This is a genomic window from Mucilaginibacter sp. P4_E8, assembly GCF_056401495.1.
Genome location: NZ_JBFUJG010000021.1, coordinates 12,402 through 33,177, shown reverse-complemented (window position 1 = coordinate 33,177; position 20,776 = coordinate 12,402). Strand labels below are relative to the sequence as shown.

At 42.2% G+C, this 20,776-nt stretch carries 20 protein-coding genes; 13 read left to right on the top strand and 7 right to left on the bottom strand.

Annotated elements, in window-relative coordinates; all coding sequences use genetic code 11:
- Positions 1–49: 49 nt before the first annotated feature.
- The 4 genes from AC1DRQ_RS11340 to AC1DRQ_RS11325 are packed head-to-tail and all read right to left on the bottom strand — an operon-like array spanning position 50 to position 3,886.
- Positions 50–736, bottom strand: coding sequence for a hypothetical protein (locus tag AC1DRQ_RS11340; protein ID WP_477424431.1), 687 nt, complete (start codon positions 734–736; stop codon positions 50–52).
- Between the two features lie 35 nt (positions 737–771).
- The gene (locus tag AC1DRQ_RS11335; RefSeq protein ID WP_477424429.1) at positions 772–1,254 is read right to left on the bottom strand and encodes a gliding motility lipoprotein GldH; all 483 of its coding nucleotides are present in this window, start codon (positions 1,252–1,254) and stop codon (positions 772–774) included.
- Complete coding sequence (gene ricT, locus AC1DRQ_RS11330; protein ID WP_477424427.1) at positions 1,254–2,678, bottom strand: regulatory iron-sulfur-containing complex subunit RicT; 1,425 nt, start codon at positions 2,676–2,678, stop codon at positions 1,254–1,256. The genes AC1DRQ_RS11335 and ricT overlap by 1 nt, the downstream gene beginning before the upstream one ends.
- 2 nt (positions 2,679–2,680) lie before the next feature.
- Positions 2,681–3,886, bottom strand: a complete 1,206-nt coding sequence (locus tag AC1DRQ_RS11325; RefSeq protein WP_477424425.1) for a DNA polymerase III subunit — start codon at positions 3,884–3,886, stop codon at positions 2,681–2,683.
- A gap of 129 nt (positions 3,887–4,015) precedes the next feature.
- On the opposite strand from AC1DRQ_RS11325, the gene ruvX reads away from it, so the two are divergent.
- On the top strand, positions 4,016–4,432 hold the full coding sequence (gene ruvX, locus AC1DRQ_RS11320; protein WP_477424423.1) for a Holliday junction resolvase RuvX: 417 nt from the start codon (positions 4,016–4,018) through the stop codon (positions 4,430–4,432).
- A gap of 116 nt (positions 4,433–4,548) precedes the next feature.
- Here ruvX and AC1DRQ_RS11315 read toward each other — a convergent pair whose 3' ends face one another.
- Positions 4,549–4,974 carry a GxxExxY protein gene (locus AC1DRQ_RS11315; protein WP_477424422.1) on the bottom strand — a complete coding sequence of 142 codons (426 nt, stop codon included), beginning with the start codon at positions 4,972–4,974 and terminating at the stop codon, positions 4,549–4,551.
- Between the two features lie 216 nt (positions 4,975–5,190).
- Between AC1DRQ_RS11315 and AC1DRQ_RS11310 the strand changes: the two genes are divergently transcribed.
- From AC1DRQ_RS11310 to AC1DRQ_RS11255, 12 genes are all read left to right on the top strand, one after another.
- On the top strand, positions 5,191–5,829 hold the full coding sequence (locus AC1DRQ_RS11310; RefSeq protein WP_477424421.1) for an O-methyltransferase: 639 nt from the start codon (positions 5,191–5,193) through the stop codon (positions 5,827–5,829).
- Positions 5,830–5,832: 3 nt separating this feature from the next.
- Complete coding sequence (locus tag AC1DRQ_RS11305) at positions 5,833–6,384, top strand: glycoside hydrolase family 73 protein (protein WP_429399224.1); 552 nt, start codon at positions 5,833–5,835, stop codon at positions 6,382–6,384.
- A gap of 60 nt (positions 6,385–6,444) precedes the next feature.
- Complete coding sequence (locus AC1DRQ_RS11300; protein ID WP_429399223.1) at positions 6,445–7,278, top strand: glucosaminidase domain-containing protein; 834 nt, start codon at positions 6,445–6,447, stop codon at positions 7,276–7,278.
- A 115-nt stretch (positions 7,279–7,393) separates the two neighbouring features.
- Positions 7,394–8,194, top strand: a complete 801-nt coding sequence (locus AC1DRQ_RS11295; protein WP_477424419.1) for a peptidase associated/transthyretin-like domain-containing protein — start codon at positions 7,394–7,396, stop codon at positions 8,192–8,194.
- 121 nt (positions 8,195–8,315) lie between these two features.
- Positions 8,316–9,338 carry a DUF3078 domain-containing protein gene (locus AC1DRQ_RS11290; protein ID WP_429399221.1) on the top strand — a complete coding sequence of 341 codons (1,023 nt, stop codon included), beginning with the start codon at positions 8,316–8,318 and terminating at the stop codon, positions 9,336–9,338.
- Positions 9,339–9,713: 375 nt separating this feature from the next.
- Entirely contained in the window at positions 9,714–11,042 is a 1,329-nt protein-coding gene (gene ffh / locus AC1DRQ_RS11285; protein WP_429399220.1) for a signal recognition particle protein, read from the top strand.
- Positions 11,043–11,213: 171 nt separating this feature from the next.
- Positions 11,214–12,806 carry a M1 family metallopeptidase gene (locus AC1DRQ_RS11280; protein ID WP_477424417.1) on the top strand — a complete coding sequence of 531 codons (1,593 nt, stop codon included), beginning with the start codon at positions 11,214–11,216 and terminating at the stop codon, positions 12,804–12,806.
- 220 nt (positions 12,807–13,026) lie between these two features.
- On the top strand, positions 13,027–14,661 hold the full coding sequence (locus AC1DRQ_RS11275) for a carboxylesterase/lipase family protein (RefSeq protein WP_477424415.1): 1,635 nt from the start codon (positions 13,027–13,029) through the stop codon (positions 14,659–14,661).
- A gap of 210 nt (positions 14,662–14,871) precedes the next feature.
- Complete coding sequence (locus tag AC1DRQ_RS11270; protein ID WP_429399217.1) at positions 14,872–15,267, top strand: hypothetical protein; 396 nt, start codon at positions 14,872–14,874, stop codon at positions 15,265–15,267.
- Positions 15,268–15,513: 246 nt separating this feature from the next.
- Positions 15,514–17,052 (top strand): YifB family Mg chelatase-like AAA ATPase, encoded by a 1,539-nt coding sequence (locus AC1DRQ_RS11265; RefSeq protein WP_477424413.1) that lies wholly within the window; start codon positions 15,514–15,516, stop codon positions 17,050–17,052.
- A gap of 130 nt (positions 17,053–17,182) precedes the next feature.
- On the top strand, positions 17,183–17,671 hold the full coding sequence (locus AC1DRQ_RS11260) for an SMI1/KNR4 family protein (protein ID WP_477424412.1): 489 nt from the start codon (positions 17,183–17,185) through the stop codon (positions 17,669–17,671).
- 314 nt (positions 17,672–17,985) lie between these two features.
- Positions 17,986–18,516 carry a GtrA family protein gene (locus tag AC1DRQ_RS11255; RefSeq protein ID WP_477424410.1) on the top strand — a complete coding sequence of 177 codons (531 nt, stop codon included), beginning with the start codon at positions 17,986–17,988 and terminating at the stop codon, positions 18,514–18,516.
- Between the two features lie 96 nt (positions 18,517–18,612).
- On the opposite strand, the gene AC1DRQ_RS11250 is transcribed toward AC1DRQ_RS11255, so the two are convergent.
- Together AC1DRQ_RS11250 and AC1DRQ_RS11245 are read right to left on the bottom strand one after the other, a co-directional pair.
- Positions 18,613–18,831 carry a hypothetical protein gene (locus AC1DRQ_RS11250; protein WP_429399213.1) on the bottom strand — a complete coding sequence of 73 codons (219 nt, stop codon included), beginning with the start codon at positions 18,829–18,831 and terminating at the stop codon, positions 18,613–18,615.
- A gap of 160 nt (positions 18,832–18,991) precedes the next feature.
- Positions 18,992–20,776 (bottom strand): cellulase family glycosylhydrolase, encoded by a 1,785-nt coding sequence (locus AC1DRQ_RS11245; RefSeq protein WP_477424408.1) that lies wholly within the window; start codon positions 20,774–20,776, stop codon positions 18,992–18,994.

Here is a 20,776-nt window from a genome sequence, read left to right as displayed (position 1 = left end):
TTATTATCCGCCGACCTTATGAACAAGGCTATAGAAGAAATGTAAACAGTTATATACGTAGTAAAAAAGGGCTGTTCTTTTTTATATAAAACCGGATCAACCCATTGCTTGTAAGCATAATTGGAATTGCTAAAAGCGGATAAATAAGCATTATTATATCCAATATCTTCATATCAAAGAAAAAGAAAATCCCTGTTGCGGGAATTATTAGACCGACGCCATATATCATGCTAATATTCCTCGCTTTTCTGATCCGGGATTTACGATCGGCTTCGGTAAAACCAATATTCGGATCGTTTAACAGAATTGCTACATCTTCCTGGAATTCTATATTATCAAGATCCTTAAATTTATCCCTGATCCATAGTTCCAAATCCTTATGGTCAGCATACTCCTCATAATTAAATATTTTCATTTTGGATATGGAAGCGGAAGCTGATTCCAGGGTAATTATTTTTGAATCGGCTCTGAATCCTTTGATATCAGTAAAGTATAACTCTTTGGTTTTAAAAATGTTGGTACGTATAATACTGTTTTCCGAAACGATTATCTTGCTTTTAAACATGTTTATCATGATAGCTAAAGCCACGGATGCGGTCACAAAAAGTATGATGAAAAGCGCAGTATTAATATCACTGGGACGGCTAAAGAGAAATAACACAAAAGCAATCATCCCCAAAGCAATGATGTAATAGAAAAATTTATACCCTGTAGAAATGGGATATTCGCGGTTCATGTAAGGTTGGTTTTAAAGGAACAAGATAACAAAATCTACTTCACTTTCTCCACCCTCAACCCAACATCACTTACTTCATGCAGGGGGTTATCGCGCATGTTTTGCTCTATCTCGAAATGGTAATTGCCTTTGGCCGGAAATTTATAACCGGTTTTAAACGGCACCTGGTAGCTGTATAAATTACCCGATCCTTTGCCCAGCCATTGGCCATCATGAGTGGCCAGTTTTACTTCGTAGCGGGTTACTTTTGCTTTGTCGCCGCCCGATGATTGGTAGATCAGTACAAACAGGTTAGCGTATTTATAATTATCTGTTACCCGCAAATTAAGGTACAGGTTGTAAGCGGCGCTTTCATCATCAATCTTGCAATCAAACTTAGCCCTGTTCACGTACGACCAGTTATGATCGGCTATGGCCGTATTATTATCTATAACTGCCTTAGGATCGGTACAGCTACCCAACAGCATAATGAGTAATACACATGCTGCAGGGTAAAAGAATTTTAAAGCCCGTTTCATTATTGCTGGGTATCCGGTGGGGTGTTATTGTTTTTGTTTGGGTTATTTGGATTTGGGCGGTTTGGCCTGTTACGCCTGTTATTATTTTCCTGCGGCGGCCTATTACCCTGCGCCTGCGGTGGCCTGTTACCTGGTTGTTGCGGGCGGTTTCCCTGTTGGGGTTTGTTACCTTCCGGGGTGCCCTGTGCCGGCTTTTCAGTAGCGGAAGCAGCTCCCTGGCGTGGCTGGTTAGGCTGACCGCCAGGACGGTTTTCGGCCGATGGACCTCCGGGCTTTTGGTTTTTATTACGGTTTTTGTTATTGTTCTTCTTTTTATTGTTGTTATTACGGCTGCGCTCATCAAGCCTGGTTAAGCTATCCTGACCAACCACATTTTCATAATCAAGTGCTTTTGCCGGCAGGTTTTCTACCTCCACCATTTCACCCAGATCAGCAGGGATAACACCATCTTTATTTTGCTGCTGAATTTCCTTTACCTTGCTAATAGGCAACGGAACCCATGATTCTTCGCGTGGATAACTAAACCACATGATCTTTTTAAATATATCTGTTTTTTGCAGACGCGCATCACCTTTTTCGGTTTTAAGTACGTTCACATTATCAGGGATATATTTTAGGGCATCCATATAAGTATCCAGCTCATAGTTTAAGCAGCACTTTAACTTACCGCATTGGCCGGCCAGTTTTAGGGTGTTTAAAGAGAGGTTTTGATAACGGGCAGCCGAGGTCGACACCGTTTTAAAATCAGTTAACCAGGTAGAGCAGCACAGCTCGCGACCGCATGAACCTATACCACCCAAACGGCTGGCTTCCTGCCTCATACCTATCTGCCTCATCTCGATACGGATGCGGAAGGTTTCGGCCATTTTTTTGATCAGTTCCCTGAAATCAACGCGGCCTTCGGCCGTATAATAAAAAGTAGCTTTGGTTTTATCGCCCTGGTAATCCACATCACTCAGCTTCATGCTCAGGTTAAGGTCAAGGGCCAGCTTGCGCGATTTGTGCATGGTTTCCCATTCCATATCCTTGGCGGCTTTCCACTTATCTACATCGGCAACGGTAGCTTTGCGGTATATTTTTTTAACCACATCGGCCTCTTTAACATGGCGTTTAACCATTTGCATGCGCACCAGTTCGCCGGTTATAGATACGTGACCAATATCATAACCACCGGTAGTGGCTTCAACGGCTACCAGTTCGCCGGCTTCCAGGTAAATATTTTCGCTGTTTAAAAAAAACTCTTTTCGTGAGCCTTTAAATTTCACTTCAATAACCGGAAACGGCTTATAATTTGTTGGCATGTCCATATGTGACAGCCAATCGTAAACATCTAATTTGCTGCAACCATTAGTAAGGCATGAGCCATTACTTTTGCAGCCCGCAGGTGAACATCCGCCCCCTGTTGAGCAACTTCCACATCCCATAATTAATTCGGTATATATTGACTCCCCTGAGGGATGGTTTTTAAATTTAGTATTTTTATAATCTGTAAAGATACATCTAAAAATAAAATTTTCGGATTTGCATTTCTCTCCACATGATAATGCGCTTTTTCAAGCTCGTCACTTATATATTGTGCTTTTGAAATATCAAGCACGTTGGTCATTTTTTGTGCTGTTTCCAGCTCTTTTGCCGGCAGGTGCACCAAATTACCCGCCCCTGCCATCAGTAAACAACATTCGCGGATAAAGCTTATGCCGTAGCGTAAAAAGTTTTTTTGGTTTTCGCGGCCCATTTTGGCAAACTGATCAACAAATGTCAAAACCTCCAGTCCTTTGTTTGAAAAACAAAGGCGCAGCCATTGTACAAAAAGGCTATGATAACCTTTGTTGTCCTGTTGCAACATAGTCAGGGCTTCGGTTAGGTTGCCATTGCTCAGGTACGCTATTTCGGCCGCGGCGTCATCGGTTTGGTTATGTTCGGTAAGCAGGTGTTGCTTTACTTCTTCATAAGTGAGGCACGGAACTTTTATCAGCTGCGTACGCGACAGGATAGTGTTCAATATCTGATCCTGATTTTGTGCCACTAATATGAATAAAGTGTTGGGCTGCGGCTCCTCAATAATCTTTAATAATGCGTTTCCTTCCTTGTCTAAATATTCGGGCAGCCAAAGGATCAGGATCTTATAAACCGATTCAAAAGGTTTGAAGCTTAGTTTTTTAATGATCTGGTGACACTCGGCAATGTTGATGTTGGCCTGTTTGTTTTCAGCATCGAGGTATCCGCGCCAGGTATCTAAACTCAGGTAAGGATTATTTATAAAAGCATCGCGCCATTGCTCAATAAAGGTTAGCGCGGTATCGTCTTTATGTTTGGCAAAAAACGGGTACGAGAAATGCAGGTCGGGGTGCATCAGTTTTTGATACTTGCGACACGATGAACACACACCGCAAGAGTCATCCGTCTGCTTATCTTCGCATGACAGATACTGAGCATAAGCAACAGCAAGTGCCAGGCTCCCAGATCCTTCGGGACCTAAAAACAACTGTGCATGACTTACCCGGTTCTCTTTCACCGAGTTAACCAACCGTTGCTTTATCGCTGCTTGTCCTACTATGTTCTTAAACTGCATTTGGTGCAAAATAGTGAAATAGTTTTGAGTAATAAGTATTGAGTTAATATTAGTACTCATAAAAGGGCTATTTTTACCAAATAATTAACATAATAATAAGTACTGAGTCTTGGGCCCGGAGTTGAATCATCCTATAAATTTGCTTTTGAACTCAAAACCATTCTTACCACTCACAACTAAAAACTACACATGGCCCGAATTATGGCTTTTGATTATGGTACCAAGCGCATAGGCATTGCGGTTACCGATCCGTTGCAGATCATAGCTACCGGGTTGGATACCATACACCCCCAATATATTGTTGATTACCTGAAAAAGTACCTGCAAACCGAACAGGTTGAACGCTTTATTGTTGGCGAACCCAAGCAGATGGACAATACCCCATCACAATCGGCCATACATGTAAAAGGCTTTGTTGGCCTGCTCAAAAAAACGTTCCCGGAGATTCCCATTGAAATGCTCGACGAGCGATTTACCTCAAAAATGGCATCGGCCACCATTGCCCAAAGTGGCATGAACAAAAAAAACCGGCAAAATAAGGAACTGGTTGATACCATATCAGCGGTGATATTGCTGCAGAGCTACATGGACCGCAGATTGTTTTGATTGCGTTGATTTCGCTGATGCTTTGCGGGTGGGTAATGATTGCTTTGCTAAGGCGTTAGTGATTCTTGACCATGGATTATTTTGTTTAAGTTGATGCTTTGTAAGTAGTTAATGATTTATTGAGAGTTTTTGCTTTGTTGTTTGGCTAATTTGTGCTCGTTAGTGATGCGTTTAAACTCCAGGCTTTTTGAGCCAAAGTTTAAAAGTAGTCCCGTTTCTAATTTGTAAGCTTCCAGATAATTTAATACCTGGGCCAGGTGCGCGTCGTCTAATTTTGATGCTGCCTTAATTTCTACCATCACGATATCGGAAACCAAAAAGTCAACACGTCTTTTGCCGATATCAATTCCATCATAATATATGGCCATTTCCAGTTCACGATTAAATATTAAATTTTGCTTTTGCATTTCAATGGCCAATGCTCGTTGGTAAATTATCTCTTGAAAACCATTGCCCAGTTCACTATGTACCTTCATGGCACAACCAATAATTTTACCGGTTATTTCGGAGTGCTTATAAATGGGTTTTACTGTTTCTTTCATTCAGAATAAGGTTAAAGGCTTAATTAATGAAGCTATAAAAATCAATCAATACCGAAGGAAAATGATTACTAAAAAACAGAAAAGGCATCTTCGAAATCAAAAAAAGCAAGCGGCATGGTTGAAAAAATCAAATAAAATCAACTAATAATCAATGAGTTAAGAAAATAATCAACGAAATCAGCGTAATAAAACCCATCAACGGTTTATCTTTGCCCCATGGATATTCTACCCCATGGCCTGCAGGCATACTTAGATGACCATTGCGATCCTGAGCCGGAAGCATTGCAAAAGCTCAACAGGGAAACGCATTTAAAGGTGCTCCGTCCGCATATGCTGTCGGGACATTATCAGGGCCGGCTGCTCAGTTTTTTGAGCAAAATGGTACAGCCAAAACGCATTTTGGAAATAGGCACCTTTACCGGCTACTCGGCAATTTGCCTGGCCGAAGGGCTTGCCAAAGATGGCATCCTCCATACCATTGAAGTTAACCGCGAAATGGAGGAGATCATCATTTCACACTTTAAATCAACAAATGTTGAAAATAAAATAAAACTGCATTTTGGCCAGGCAGAGGCAATTATTGCTGATTTAGAGGAAGATAATTTTGATTTGGTGTTTATTGATGCCGATAAAAAGAATAATTATACTTACTTTCAATTGGTCTTTGATAAAGTCAGATCCGGAGGATTAATAATAATTGATAATGTTTTGTGGAAAGGAAAGGTGTACGGCCCCGAAAATGATGCCGATACTGCAAACATCCGCAAACTAAATGACCAGATAGCTGTTGATAGCAGGGTAGAAAAATTTATCCTGCCAGTACGCGACGGGCTGCTGGTTATCAGAAAAAAATAAATTATGAAGAAAATCTTACTGATTACATCCCTGTTGATATCAACATTAGCTGTTTCAGCTCAAAAAAACACTTCACAATCTTATATCGAGAAGTTTAAAGATGATGCCATTCGCATCATGCACGAAACCGGGGTACCCGCAAGCATCGTTTTAGGTGTGGCCATGCATGAGTCGGGTTGTGGCAACAGCAACATCGCCCAAAAGTTAAACAACCAGTTTGGCGTAAAGGGCGGCGGCGGCGCGGTTTATACCAAACACAATAAAAAAGTACGCACACCCTACAAAAGATACGATTCGGTACTGGATTCGTTCCAGGATTTTGCCCGCATCATGACCGAGCGCAAGCAATTCAGCCACCTGGCCGATGCACTTACCCATTATGATTACTTAGGATGGGCGAAAGGCATTCAACGCAGTGGTTACGCCGGCAGCCGCAAATGGGCATCGCAGGTATTGGGTATCATTAAAAAATACGATCTGCATGACCTTGATGAGAAGCCCGTAGATTCAACTAAAACGGCCAATCAGACCCAATTAGCAGAAACAAAACAATAAATACATTAATAAATCTTACTTTGGCATATTTATTAATGCCACATACTAAGGTTTAGCTGTATGCAAAAACTATTTTATTTATTATTTATAACCGCGGTTTGCTTTAGCTCGTGCTCGTCACGGAAAGGAACTATCTCTAACGGTCAGGTTCGCCGCAATAATAACACGATAAAAAAAGACAATCGGGACGCCATCTCGAGCTACCAGTCTTACACTTCCCTATCCTATATTGAAAGGTTTAAAGCTATCGCCATTCAGGAAATGAACCAGAACGGCATACCGGCAAGTATTACCCTTGCACAGGGTTTATTTGAATCGGGCAGCGGTAATAGCGAGCTGGCCAAAGTGGCTAATAACCATTTCGGCATCAAGTGTACCCGCGACTGGACAGGTAAAAGTTATTACAAGGATGATGACAGCGCTAACGAATGTTTCAGGGTGTATGATAACCCTGATGATTCCTATCGTGACCACTCTGCATTTTTGAAGCGTAAAAACTACGCGAAACTGTTTGAGCTGGATAAAAATGATTATGAAGGCTGGGCACGCGGACTTAAACAGGCGGGCTACGCGACTAATCCCAAATATCCCGACATGCTCATCAATATTATTGTACGCTACCACCTTGACCAATATGACCGGCCCGAAGGTGAAATAGCTAAAATTAAACGGGAAGATCGTGTGCTGTCGCAGATAAATGATAGCATAGGCAAGCCCAATACCGACACGCTTACACAAACCCGCCCCGACGATAAAATATACACCGTAAAACAGGGCGATACACTATACAACATATCAAAACGTTTTGGAATAACAGTTGATGAACTAAAAGCGTTAAACAGTATAGCCGATGATCACATCGCTATAGGACAAAAGCTTGTAGTTGTGAAATAGCTGAGCGTATCAAGTATCACGATTTCTTGTAGGGTATAAATATCATTTTAAAAGTCATGATACTTGATACTAACTACTTGATACTAAAGAAAGCTGTTAATTGTTGTTAAATAATATGAGTAAGCACTGCCGAACGTTTATTTTTGGCGCCACCATGAAAATATGGATGCTTTTGTTTTTTTGCACATTATCTGTAACGGTTTTTGCCCAGCAAAAAACCATTGACGGTATTGTGTTTGATAAGGAAAGCAAAGACCGAATTGCAAAGGTAAATGTGCTAAATATCACCACCGGCAAATCGGTGTACAATACATTTAAAGGCGAATTTAAGATAGACGCCAAACCCGGCGACGTACTTGTTTTTACCAAATTTGATCATTACGCCGATACCCTGCAGGTACAAAATAATACCTCGCTGGCGGTTTACATGAAACGCACGGCCATACAGCTCAGGGAAGTTATTGTACGGGATACCATGCTTAGTCCGCAAAAACAATTGGAAGCCACCAAGCGGGATTATACCAAAATTTACGGATCATTGGATAACCATGACGTGCTTTCAGTTGCACCAGGCATGGGTGCGGGTATAGGCATTGACGCCTTATGGAATTCCCTGAGCCGCAGCGGCCGCAACGCCGAACACCTGCGCCAGATCATTGAACGCGACCATAAGCAAAACGTGATCGATTTCCGCTTTAACCGTACTTACGTTGGCAATATCACCCATTTAAAAGACCAGCAGCTTACCGATTTTATGCAGCGTTACCGCCCGGGCTACTATATGGTGACAACCGCAAGTGAATATGATTTTATAGCATCTATAAAGGCGAATTTAAGGCGATATTTACGGGCGCCCAAGGTGTATACATTAGCACCGCTGGTTACGCCCAAGGTGAAGGATTTGGGTACCCCATAGTATGAATATATCACGACAATTAAGATAGAGCACGGCCAGAAACTTCAAAAAATTTAAAACTATCCTGCTGATTTTTTATTAATCTGTTAAAAAAGGAGATTTTTGCTTTAATTTGTCCACTATGATAAAAACCAGACTTGGCCTTCTTTTCCTGGTATCAATTACCTTCGGCATTTCGGCTAAAGCCCAGCAAACGGACACCCTAAAAAGAGACACCGTTAAAATAGATACCGCACAGATCAATAAACTCAGGATAGATTCCCGTAAAAATGCCATCCCTACCCGGGTAAGGCCGGTACAGTTGCAAAGGGCGCAGGTTCCGTTTACCATGCTTGATTATAAGGTGAATTATTGGAAAAAGGCTATTACTTTCGGGCTTAACTTTAGCCAGTCGGCCTTTACCAGTAATTATAGCGCGGGTGGTGTAACCGCGGTTGCCTTGGGTACAAATTTTATTTATCATACCGAATACAATAAGGCTCCGTTTAGCTATGTATCTGAACTTAACCTTACCTATGGTGTATCAAAAAACAAAGGCCAGGGCAAACGTAAAACCAACGACCGTATTTATTTTGATAACAAGCTGGCATCGCAATTATCAGCACACTGGTACTTTTTCGGCGCGTTAACCTTTGAATCGCAATTTGATAAAGGGTTTAACTATGTTGACCAGGGGAATGGTGTGATAGATGCGCAATATATCTCAAACTTCATGTCGCCGGGTTATTTAACGGAGTCGGTCGGTTTTGAGTACAAACCAACCACCTATTTCGATTTGCGTTTGGGTACAGGTACTGCAAGGCAAACCTTTGTTTTAGACAAAACCATTATCCAGCATCAGCCCGATAATTATGGTGTTGATTCCTTACATACCGTAAAAAACGATCTCGCTTTCCAGCTGGTTGCATTGTTTGATAAGGATATCATGAAAAATATTCACCTGAACACGCGTTATGCATTATTTATACCCTACGGACAGTCGCTCAAATTTATAACCCATCGTGTAGACATGGTATTGGCGGCCCGTGTAAACCGTTTAATAAACGTTACCATAAATGGCACATTGCTATATGATAAGCACACCTCGCCAGATGCTCAGGCAACCGAAGGCCTTGCATTGGGCGTGTTGTACCGATTCCCGTAGCGATATAAACTAAATTTATATGTCAACAGCCCGGTTTCTCTGATCAGAGAAACCGGGCTGTTTCGCGAAAAAGCGATTTGAGCCCCGAAAAAAAATCAATCAATTGACAGTCAGAAAAACGCGACTTTTTAAACGGTAAAAAAAACCATCAATTTTTGTTCAAAATGAACCAAAACGAGTACTTTTCGGACTGTTTTTGGTGTTTTTTAATCTTTTTTAATATAATTTTTGACTGAAAATAGCACTTTAAAAAGGCTTAAGAACCCAATTCGACTGTTATCATCAAGCTATAATGTGCTGTCTAAATTAATTTAACGGATATATTTCAAAATCATACCTTTGTATCCTTTAAAAGAATAAAAGTTTTTTATCATAATGTTTGAAAATCTTTCGGATAAACTCGACAGGGCGTTCAAGGTCCTGAAGGGACAGGGAACTATTACTGAGATAAACGTGGCCGAAACCATGAAGGAAATACGCAAAGCCCTTCTGGATGCCGACGTTAACTATAAAACAGCCAAAGCATTTACGGATGATGTAAGGCAAAAGGCGCTGGGGCAAAACGTATTAACCGCGGTTTCGCCGGGCCAGTTGCTTACCAAGCTCATGAACGATGAGCTTGCCGAACTGATGGGCGGCACCACTGCCGAACTTAACTTTCCGGCTACGCCAACTATTATATTAATTGCAGGGTTGAACGGTGCTGGTAAAACCACGTTTACCGGTAAGCTGGCCAATTATTTAAAAACACAAAAAAACAAGAAACCATTACTGGTTGCTGATGATATTTACCGCCCCGCGGCTATTGACCAGCTGGAAGTTTTGGGCCAGCAAATAGGCATCCCAGTATATGCTAACCGCGAGTCGAAAGATCCGGTTGCTATAGCCCGCGAAGGTATTGCCCTGGCTAAACAGAACGGCCATAACGTGGTAATTATTGATACCGCCGGTCGTTTGGCTATTGATGAAGCCATGATGGTGGAGATTGAACAGGTAAAAGCCGCCGTAAATCCGCATGAGATCCTGTTCGTGGTTGATTCCATGACCGGTCAGGATGCGGTGAACACCGCCAAGGTGTTTAATGACCGCCTTGATTTTACCGGTGTGGTTTTAACCAAGCTTGATGGCGATACCCGTGGTGGTGCCGCGCTTTCTATCAAGTCGGTAGTTAACAAGCCCATCAAATTCATAGGTACGGGTGAAAAGATGGAAGCGTTAGACGTTTTCCACCCTGATCGTATGGCATCCCGTATTTTGGGCATGGGTGACGTGGTATCGTTGGTGGAGCGCGCGCAACAGCAATTTGACGAGAAAGAAGCCGCCGAACTGCAAAAGAAGATCCGCAAAAACAAATTCGATTTTAACGATTTTTACAGCCAGATTCAGCAGATCAAGAAAATGGGTAACATGAAGGATCTGATGGGCATGATACCGGGCGTAGGCAAAATGATGAAGGATGTGGAGGTTGATGATGACGCCTTTAAATCAATCGAGGCCATTATACAGTCAATGACCCCGTTTGAAAAAGCAAACCCCGAAACCATCAATCAAAGCAGACGCAGCCGTATAGCAAGCGGATCAGGTACCGATCTGCAGGAAGTGAACCGCCTGATGAAGCAGTTTGATGATATGAAAAAGGTAATGAAACAAATGAGCAACCCCGCAGCCATGGCCAGCATGATGCGCCGGATGCCGAAAATGTAGAGTTCCCAATCCCAAGGACTGGAAAATATAAAAAGCTCCTGGTGAATAGCCAGGGGCTTTTTTGTTGCCTGGTACCCCGCAATGATGAACTAAGCGCCCCCTATAAAAATATTATCGAATGCGTGTAAATGCCCGCCTTTTTTGTAAACTTTAGCTTTTAAAATATTCACTATGTTTTCCAGCACATATATCCGTAAAACACTTGCTATTGCATTAACCCTTTCGGCGTTTACAGCTCACGCGCAAGTCCCCGGCTCATCCATTGATGTGCAGCACTATAACTTTGCCCTGCAGCTGAACGATGCGGATAATAATATCAAGGGTCAGGCCACCATCGCTATTAAATTTATAAAGGATGCGCCATCTTTTGAGCTGAACCTGATAAAAAAGAATAGTACCGGTAAAGGGATGCTGGTTTCGGCCATTACAGAAAATGGCAAAAAACTCAAATTTGTGCAGGATAGCGACGTGGTTAAAATATATGCCGGTGCAAAGTTAAACAGCATCCATAATTACAAGATAAGTTATGCGGGTATCCCTGTGGATGGGCTCATTATATCAACCAATAATTATGGACATCGTACTTTTTTTGGCGATAACTGGCCCAACCGCGCGCATAACTGGCTGCCATGCGTTGACCATCCGGCAGATAAGGCCACGGTCGACTTTGTGGTTACCGCGCCTGATCATTACCAGGTTATATCCAACGGATTAAAAATAAAAGAACAGGCCCTGCCTAATCATTTAAAGCTAACCCACTGGCGAGAGTCTGCCGTACTGCCAACCAAGGTAATGGTTATAGGTGTGGCTGCGTTTGCTATTGACCATCCCGGCGATGTGAATAAGATCCCGGTTTATACCTATGTGTTCCCGGAGAATAAGGCAGTTGGTTTTAAAAGTTATGCTGTAGCTAAAGAGATCCTGCCCTTTTTTATAGAAAAGGTTGGGCCGTACAGTTATGAAAAACTGGCTAACGTACAATCCAAAACCATATTTGGCGGTATGGAAAATGCCAGCGCCATATTTTACTTTGAAGAGTCGGTTAAATCACCGGAAATTGAAGAACTAATGGCCCACGAAATTGCCCACCAATGGTTTGGCGATGGCGCCAGCGAAAAAAGTTTCTGGCACCTGTGGCTCAGTGAGGGCTTTGCCACTTACATGACCAACCTGTACCTCGAAAACAAATACGGTGCTGATACCCTGAAAAGCCGGTTAATAGCCGACAGAAAGAAAGTACTGTCCTTCGAAAAAAAGCGACTTACCCCCGTGGTTGATACAGCTGTAAAAGGGCAGTATATGCAGCTGCTTAATGCCAACAGTTATGAAAAAGGCGGCTGGGTATTGCACATGCTGCGCCGCAAACTGGGCGATGAGCTGTTTTGGAAAGGAGTGCGCAACTACTACGCCAAGTACAAAGGCAGCAATGCCAATACCGACGATCTGCGCCAGGTAATAGAACAAACCAGCGGGCAGGACTTGAAACAATTTTTTAACCAATGGCTGCGTACAGCGGGCCATCCTGATTTAAATGTAGCCTGGCATTATGATGCGGATAAGGGAGAGGTTAATATCAGCATAGAGCAAAAACAGGATAACGTGTATGTGTTTCCATTGGAGATAACCATAGCGGGCCAGCTACACACCATTACGGTAAATGGTAAAGCGGCTACGGCCCAAATAGCGGTGAAAGCAAAACCTGAAACCATTGTTGCCGATCCTAATGTTAACTTACTGGCCACATTTAATGTTATTGCAAATTAACTCATTGCAATAATATACTTTGTAACAAAATTGCTTGTCGCCCTTGATTTATAAGAATTTATAATTATCATTGTGTAATACCTACACAATGATAATTATAGAATAAGCGTCCGCTTTCGGCAGATATTTCTGCTAACAGTAACTTATCTGTAGTATCATTTTAGGTTGTTATTCAAGCTCCGGATAATCAATAAACCAATTATACTAAACCAGATAAGTCATGAAGAAAATCTCCACATTTTGGGCTTTTTTAGCCGTATGTCTGTTGCCCGTGTATGGCTATTGCCAAAGTAAAAGCGGCGATGATGCCATTGTTGCCGGTAATGATGTTGCCGTAACCAATACCGATAACGGACAGGTAGCGGGTTATATTCATAAAGGGATTTATACTTATAAAGGTATCCCCTATGCCACGGCCGAACGCTTTATGGCTCCGCAAAAGCCGGCTCCCTGGAAAGGCGTAAGAAGCTCAAGGGCCTACGGGCCGGTTTGCCCTACCGATGTAACCACACAGGTTAATGATCCGTCTGAATTTGCCTATCATCATGACTGGGGTTACAGCAGCGAAAAATGTCAGGTACTTAACGTTTGGACAAAGGGTCTTAACGATGGCAAAAAGCGGCCGGTAATGTTCTGGATACATGGCGGGGGTTTTACAGCCGGTTCATCTGTTGAATTACCATCTTATGACGGTGAAAACTTAACCCGCAAAGGCGATGTAGTGGTGGTATCTATCAACCACCGCTTAAATGTGCTGGGTTTCCTGGATATGTCTGCCTATGGCGATAAGTATAAATCATCGCCTAATGCTGGTATGCTGGATATTGTGGCTGCCCTGCAATGGGTTAAGCAAAATATAGCGCAGTTTGGCGGCGATCCGGATAACGTAACCATATTTGGCCAATCAGGCGGTGGTGGTAAGGTATCAACCCTAATGGCCGCCCCATCTGCCAAAGGTTTATTTCAAAAAGCCATTGTGCAAAGCGGCAGTTATGTGAACAATTTTTTAGATAATACGATTGCCAAAAGAGTTTCGGCCGCATTGCTTGAAGAACTGAACTTACAGCCTGCACAGGCAGATTCATTGAAAACCGTACCGTACGACCGCTTATACGCGGCCAGCAAAAAAGCAATAAAAAAAGTATCAGATGCTTTAAAAGCTGAAGGTAAAAACCTCCCGGGTTTTGGGCTGGGCTGGGGACCTATACTTGATAACACCTTCCTGCCCTATCAGCCGGGCGACGCTGCCGCGCTTGCCCTGTCAAAAGATGTTCCGCTGTTAGTAGGCTCTACCAAAAACGAAATCTTTGCGTCGGCCATGAACCCTGCGCTAAAGGAATATTCTATGGATTCGATCAAAACCTACTTACAAAAAACATACGGCGATAAAACGGATGCCTATATAGCCGAGGTAAAAAAGACCTACCCCAACAGCACCCTAAAACCAACCGATTATGTGGATATCGATCTGCGTTTCAGGCCGGGAGTGATAAAACAGGCTAATGCCAAATCGGCATCGGCTGCTGCACCGGTTTATACCTATTTGTTCACCTGGCAATCGCCCGTGTTAGATGGTACGCTTAAAGCTATTCACTGCATGGATCTGGCTTTTCAGTTTAACAATATTGACCGTTGCGAAGAAATGACCGGCGGCGGCAAAGCGGCTTATACGCTTGCCAATCGTATAAGCCAGGCCTGGATAAACTTTGCCACAAAAGGCGACCCTAACAATAAGGACCTGCCCAGCTGGCCCAAATATACCGAGGCTAATGGAGCTACTATGATATTTGATAACCAATGTGAGGTAAAAAGCAACCCGGATAAGAACCTTTTGCAAATGGTGGCTGCAAAATAAGGTTTGATATTTTGGTTTTTTCTTTATTAACAAAGGTGGCTTGCAACAATTTCAACTTTTACAAGCATTGGTTATCTTTTTAATAAAATGGATAAATAAATAATATTAATGAAGATTGACGCAATAATATTTTATAAAAAGGCGTTTAATCCATATATAATATTTTTATATTAGCTAAAACCAATTTATTAACCTTAAACCCCCAACATCATGAACACTGCAAGATTTTATAAATCCATGTATGTAAGTTTTTACAGGTGGAACTTTAAAAATTTCGGCCTCGTAAGCTTGCCCCGCTTCAATTCACTTTTTGGTGTGAGTTTCCTGATGATCGTTTTATTAACCAATTTAATGCTGATCGCCCAGCTTTATTTAAGATCTGGCTGGTTTAATTTAAATGCAATATCGGGTACGGTTATACTTTTTGGGGCAGTGGGCGCTTTGCTGCTAAACTATTTTATATTGCTGAATAATAAGCGATTGAAAAAACTTAATGTCGCTTTCGAAAAAATGAGCAGGCGGCATCAAAATGCGTGGTCAATAATGGTTCTGGCCAGCGTAATTGTTTCCTGTGGGTTTTTGTTGCTTGCTGATACAGTTAGATAGGTTTAAGAATCAACAGGTAGAATAAGAAATATACTTTTAATGATCGTTCGTGTTTCACGGACGATTTTTTTATATGAAGATTGCCCGTATCAAGTTTGTCTGAACCGCGATTCTCCTGATTTTAGGATTACCATGATTTATGATCAATAATAGAATCTCTTAAAAACCATGGCCCATACAAAATTATTATTCCTTTATCACCTACATAAAAATATTTATCTTACGCTTTGATTTAAACTTATCACAGTGTTGGTTAAAACTTTTGGGAGTGCGGTTTATGGTATCGAGGCTATTACCATAACGGTTGAAGTAAATATAGCGGCGGGGACCAAATATTTTATTGTTGGCCTGCCCGACGTGGCCGTTAAAGAGAGTTATTTCCGTATCGAATCGGCCTTAAAAAATTGTGCTTTCAGGATGCCACGTCAGCAGGTAGTGGTGAATATGGCGCCGGCCGATATCAAAAAGGAAGGCTCATCATACGACTTGACCATCGCTACCGGTGTTTTAGCCGCCTCTGGCCAGATAGAACCCGAAAACCTGGACAAGTATATCATCATGGGCGAACTATCGCTTGATGGCAGCTTACAGCCCATTAAGGGCGCCCTCCCTATTGCTATACAGGCCCGCAAGGATGGCTTTAAAGGATTTATACTTCCCAAACAAAACGCCCGCGAGGCAGCCATTGTGAACGATCTGGAAGTTTACGGTGTAGAAAACATCAAAGAAGTAGCCGGTTTTTTCAATGGTGATATCAACCTGGAGCCGGAGGTGGTAAACACCCGCGAGGAGTTTTACAACAGCCTGTGCAATTACGACAGCGATTTTAGCGAAGTAAAGGGCCAGGAAAATATTAAACGCGCCCTTGAAATTGCCGCCGCAGGCGGTCATAACGTAATACTGATCGGTCCGCCGGGGGCAGGTAAAACCATGCTGGCCCGCAGACTACCCTCTATTTTGCCGCCGTTAAGTCTTTATGAATCATTAGAGACCACCAAGATCCATTCTGTTGCCGGTAAACTGGCCGCGGCCGATGCTTTGGTGACTATAAGGCCGTTCCGGTCGCCTCACCATACTATTAGCGATGTTGCTCTTGTTGGTGGAGGTGGTAACCCCCAGCCCGGCGAAATTTCATTGGCCCATAACGGTGTTTTATTTTTGGATGAGCTGCCCGAGTTTAAACGCAGCGCGCTGGAAGTAATGCGCCAGCCGCTGGAGGAACGCAAGGTAACTATATCAAGAGCCAAATTCACGGTTGATTATCCATCGAGCTTTATGCTGATAGCGAGTATGAACCCCTGCCCTTGCGGTTATTATAACCACCCCGAAAAGGAATGTATTTGTCCGCCGGGGATGGTGCAAAAATATTTGAGTAAGATCTCTGGTCCGCTGTTGGACAGGATAGATCTGCATGTAGAGGTTACGCCGGTTAATTTTAATGAGCTGTCGTCAGACCGTGCCGCCGAAAAAAGTGAGCTGATCCGTGAGCGGGTGATCAAAGCCCGGGAAATACAGATAGAACGTTTCGACAACCGACCCGACTTACATGCCAACGCCCAGATGAGCCCACAAATGGTGCGCGACCTGTGTAAAATAGATGTAGCCGGACAAACCCTGCTCAAAAAGGCCATGGAAAAACTGGGCCTGTCGGCCCGGGCCTATGACCGTATTCTGAAAGTATCCCGCACCATAGCCGACCTTGCCGGCAGTGAAGAAATTAAGTTGGAGCATTTGGCGGAGGCGATACATTTCAGGAGCTTGGATAGAGAGGGTTGGGCTGGATAGAATTGGAGACAGAGTTTCCGGGCATAATGGTCCGTAGTTGGAAACTATGGACAGTGGGAAAGACAATTGAAATTAATTGCTCACCCTATTGCAACACGTATGAATGAATTGAAGGAAATATTAAAGTGATATGGAAATAGAATTTTTAAAACAATTAAATGATAACACTTCGATAAGGGTCAACAATTCGGATTACACCAGTGTACTTGTACCTCTTTCTATAGAACAAATAGATAGTCTGGAGACCAATTTCAATCATGGAAATCAGTTTCCCAAAGCATTAAAAGAACTCCTGTATTTGGCCGGAGGCAATTGTTATGTTTTGGATTACGGTCTAAATGATACACAGGAGGAAATGCAAGAGGACGCGAGGAGTTGGATGGAAGATTTTAACCGAAGCATAAACAGGCCATTTTTTGTAATTGATGTATATAATGCCGGTGATCAGTTTCTATTTGTTTATTTGGATGAAGGAATAGACGATCCGGAAGTATACGGTGCCTTTTTGCCTTCTTTACGCTATGAGGCCACTTCTTGGATAAACGGCACAAATAAAAAACTGTCTGAATTTATAGATCATCGGGTAAAAAAAGTATTGAGTGGCTACAGTCCATTTTAATTGGACCCGGGATGGCCCAAATCTGGCGCAAGTATGTCAGGTAAGGCAAGAAGGAAATTGTCTCGCTCCCGCGAGCTTATAGCTCGTGGTAAATATGGTTTCAGCTTTCAGCTGAAATGTAAGCCGGAGGCTTACCACATGATACCCACGAGTTACGCTACGCTAAACTCGCGGGAGCAGATACTTGCGCAGGAATTAAGCTCCGCACAAAACAAAAACTATAAATAATTACTTTATGAGAAGATCACAAGGCGAAACGCTTGCGGCAACGAGAGAGCGTGCCCTTGTGATAGAATTGCTATTTTTGACACCACATGAGGAAAATTCACCAATATATCAGAGAAACCATCCTAAAGGCGATAGATTTCTTTTATACCCCATTTAAAAAATACATTCCCTTACATACTTTTAGATACGCGGCCTGTGGTGGGGGTAATACAGTATTGGATATTTGCCTGTTTTCATTAAGCTATAATTTTATTTTTAAAAAGCATGATGTGTCTTTAGGGCTTTTTACGTTGAGTCCTCACATTGCTTCTTTGTTTTTGGCATTGAGCATTTCCTTGCCTTCCGGGTTTTATCTTAACCGTTACATTGTATTTCAACAATCCGGGTTACGGAGAAGAAGCCAGTTTGCCAGGTACATAATGGTTACTACCATTTGTATTTTTCTCAACTATGTTTTTCTGAAACTATTTGTTGATTATTTAGGCTTTTATCCTACACCGGCTAAAATTATTACAACTTTGTTGGTGGTGATTTTTAGTTACACAAGCCAAACCTATATATTTTTTAAAAGAAAGCCTAAATCAGAGACCAGAGAGACAAGTTTAGAGAGACAATAACCGAATTGAGCGGCCATTTTTAAAATAAGAAGAAAGGTTTTTTATTAAGCTAAGGTTAATGCATCTTTCAATGCTTGTGCAAAGGTGGAAGGATAATTACTGGTGTTCAGTATCTTCTAACAATTCTTTATACTTTTTCAGGGTATCTTCCGGGCCTTCAATGTTATCCCAAACTTCGTTAACAACATTATAAAAATCGGTAGGTTTTATATCACCATTACAAGTAAAGGCATTGCCACGGGTAGTAATTAAACAGTAGCTATCAGCTTTTAATACGGCAGCAAACGCCTTAAATGCAAAAAGGAAATTTTTCATTTATTAGTTATTAACTGTTAAACTCACTGTTATACGCAGAATCCCGTGTAAATTGTTCTAAGAAATACGATAAAATCTGTAAAATATTATTCAAACCTGTATTAAAAATCAAATACTTAGCAAAAAAGCATTTAATTTTTAATACAGATAGGAAACAACATTATTTTGCCAGCCAAAATTGCAGGGAATGCAAGTTATAACCACCCTTGTCGGCATTAACCTTAAGCTTGTTATTGCCTGCTTTTAAATGGATATTTTTTACCGTAATTACCTGCCATTTTTTGATTCCGCCGGTATTAGGAATCTCTTTAGTTGCCGAAGTATTGACAGTTTCAAGAGATAGTTTAGCACCATCAGTATCAGAGGCCACTTTTAAGCTAACCGAGTAAACTCCCGGTATTTTTACCTGCAGGGTGAATTGCAGCCATTCGCCGGTTTCAATATGATCAACATAATAGCTGTTGTAGGCGGTCGAGTCCTTGCTAATGTCCACACCGTCGTTACGATAAACACGGCCGGCATTGCCTTTGCCATATTTACCTGTTGATACATGATAATCGGCGGTATCGGTGTCAAAATAAGCAATGCCATTGCGGCCCAGGTCATAATCAACGGCATTAATAACGGTCCCGTTTTTAACTTTATTGGCTTTAAACGGTTTTGAAGCCGCCGAAAACGGTTGCCTGAAAATAGCATCAATTACATCATGGTGAATAATAGTATTCTCCAATTTGGCGTAGGTGGCCATTTCGAGCGTACCACTGTATACATTGCTCTCTTTGGGTTTGTGTTTACCGGTGTTCAGGTAGTTAGTAACATCATCGTAGTTCAGGTTTGATGGTATTTCGATAGGATTGTTGTTCCCCATCTTTTTCAATGGCCATAAAGCCCAGCCAATGTTGTTCTTCTCTAAAAGTCGAATGGCTTCTGTAAGCCAAACATTAGAGTTTTCGCCGGTTTCGCCAAGCCATACAGGAACATTGTACTGGTCGCGGGTTTTAATGATGTGTTCAATTGATTTTTGATCATTATAGTTCCAGTATTTGTGAAAGCTGAGCACCATGTTTTTATCCCACGGGGGTAATATGCCATTGTAATTATTGCCCCAGCCATTGCCTTCAATAATAATGATGTGCTTTTTATCAACCTCACGGATGGCGGTTGTAATATCAACCATCAGTTTTCTTAGTGGCGCGTTGGTTTTTTCCTTTAAGCCGTTCTTGTCATTTTCCGGATCATCAAAACCCCAGTTTGGTTCGTTAATAATATCGTAACCGGCAATATTAGGTTCGTTTTTATAGCGGTCGGCCAGTTTGCGCCAAAGAGCTATCATTTTTTGCTTGTTAGCTTCACTATCCCATAGAGAAGGATTATCGGTATTACGGTCCGATATATTCAAGTCATTGCCCTGACCACCCGGAGCAGCATGAAGGTCAAGTATCAGGTACATATGATTGGCCTTGCACCAGGCCAACAGATCGTCGGTCATTTTAAAACCTTTGTCAATCCAGGTGTTTTGCCCGGCAACAGGTTCTTTTTCAATGGGCAGCGTGTACAAGTTATAGTGCATAGGCAACCGCACAGAGTTAAAGCCCCAGCGGCGCATGGAGTCGATATCTATTTTGCGGGTATTATTGGCCAGCCAGGTATCATAAAACTCCTTTGTTTCGGCCGGACCCATCAGCTCTTCCAATCGCTCGCGTATCCGGTACTGGCGACTATCCTTATTAACATGCAGCATGTACCCTTCCTGCAGCATCCAGCCGCCAAGGCCCATGCCGCGCAGCAATATATTTTTGCCGTTTTGATCAACTATCTTTTTGCCATCGGCTCTTAAAAAGCTTTGGGCACTGCTTTGTTGTGAAATAAAGGAAACAGCCAAAGTCATTAACAGAACTTTTACCGGCGACTTTAACATTATATTTTTAAAAGTATGTAGTAACAT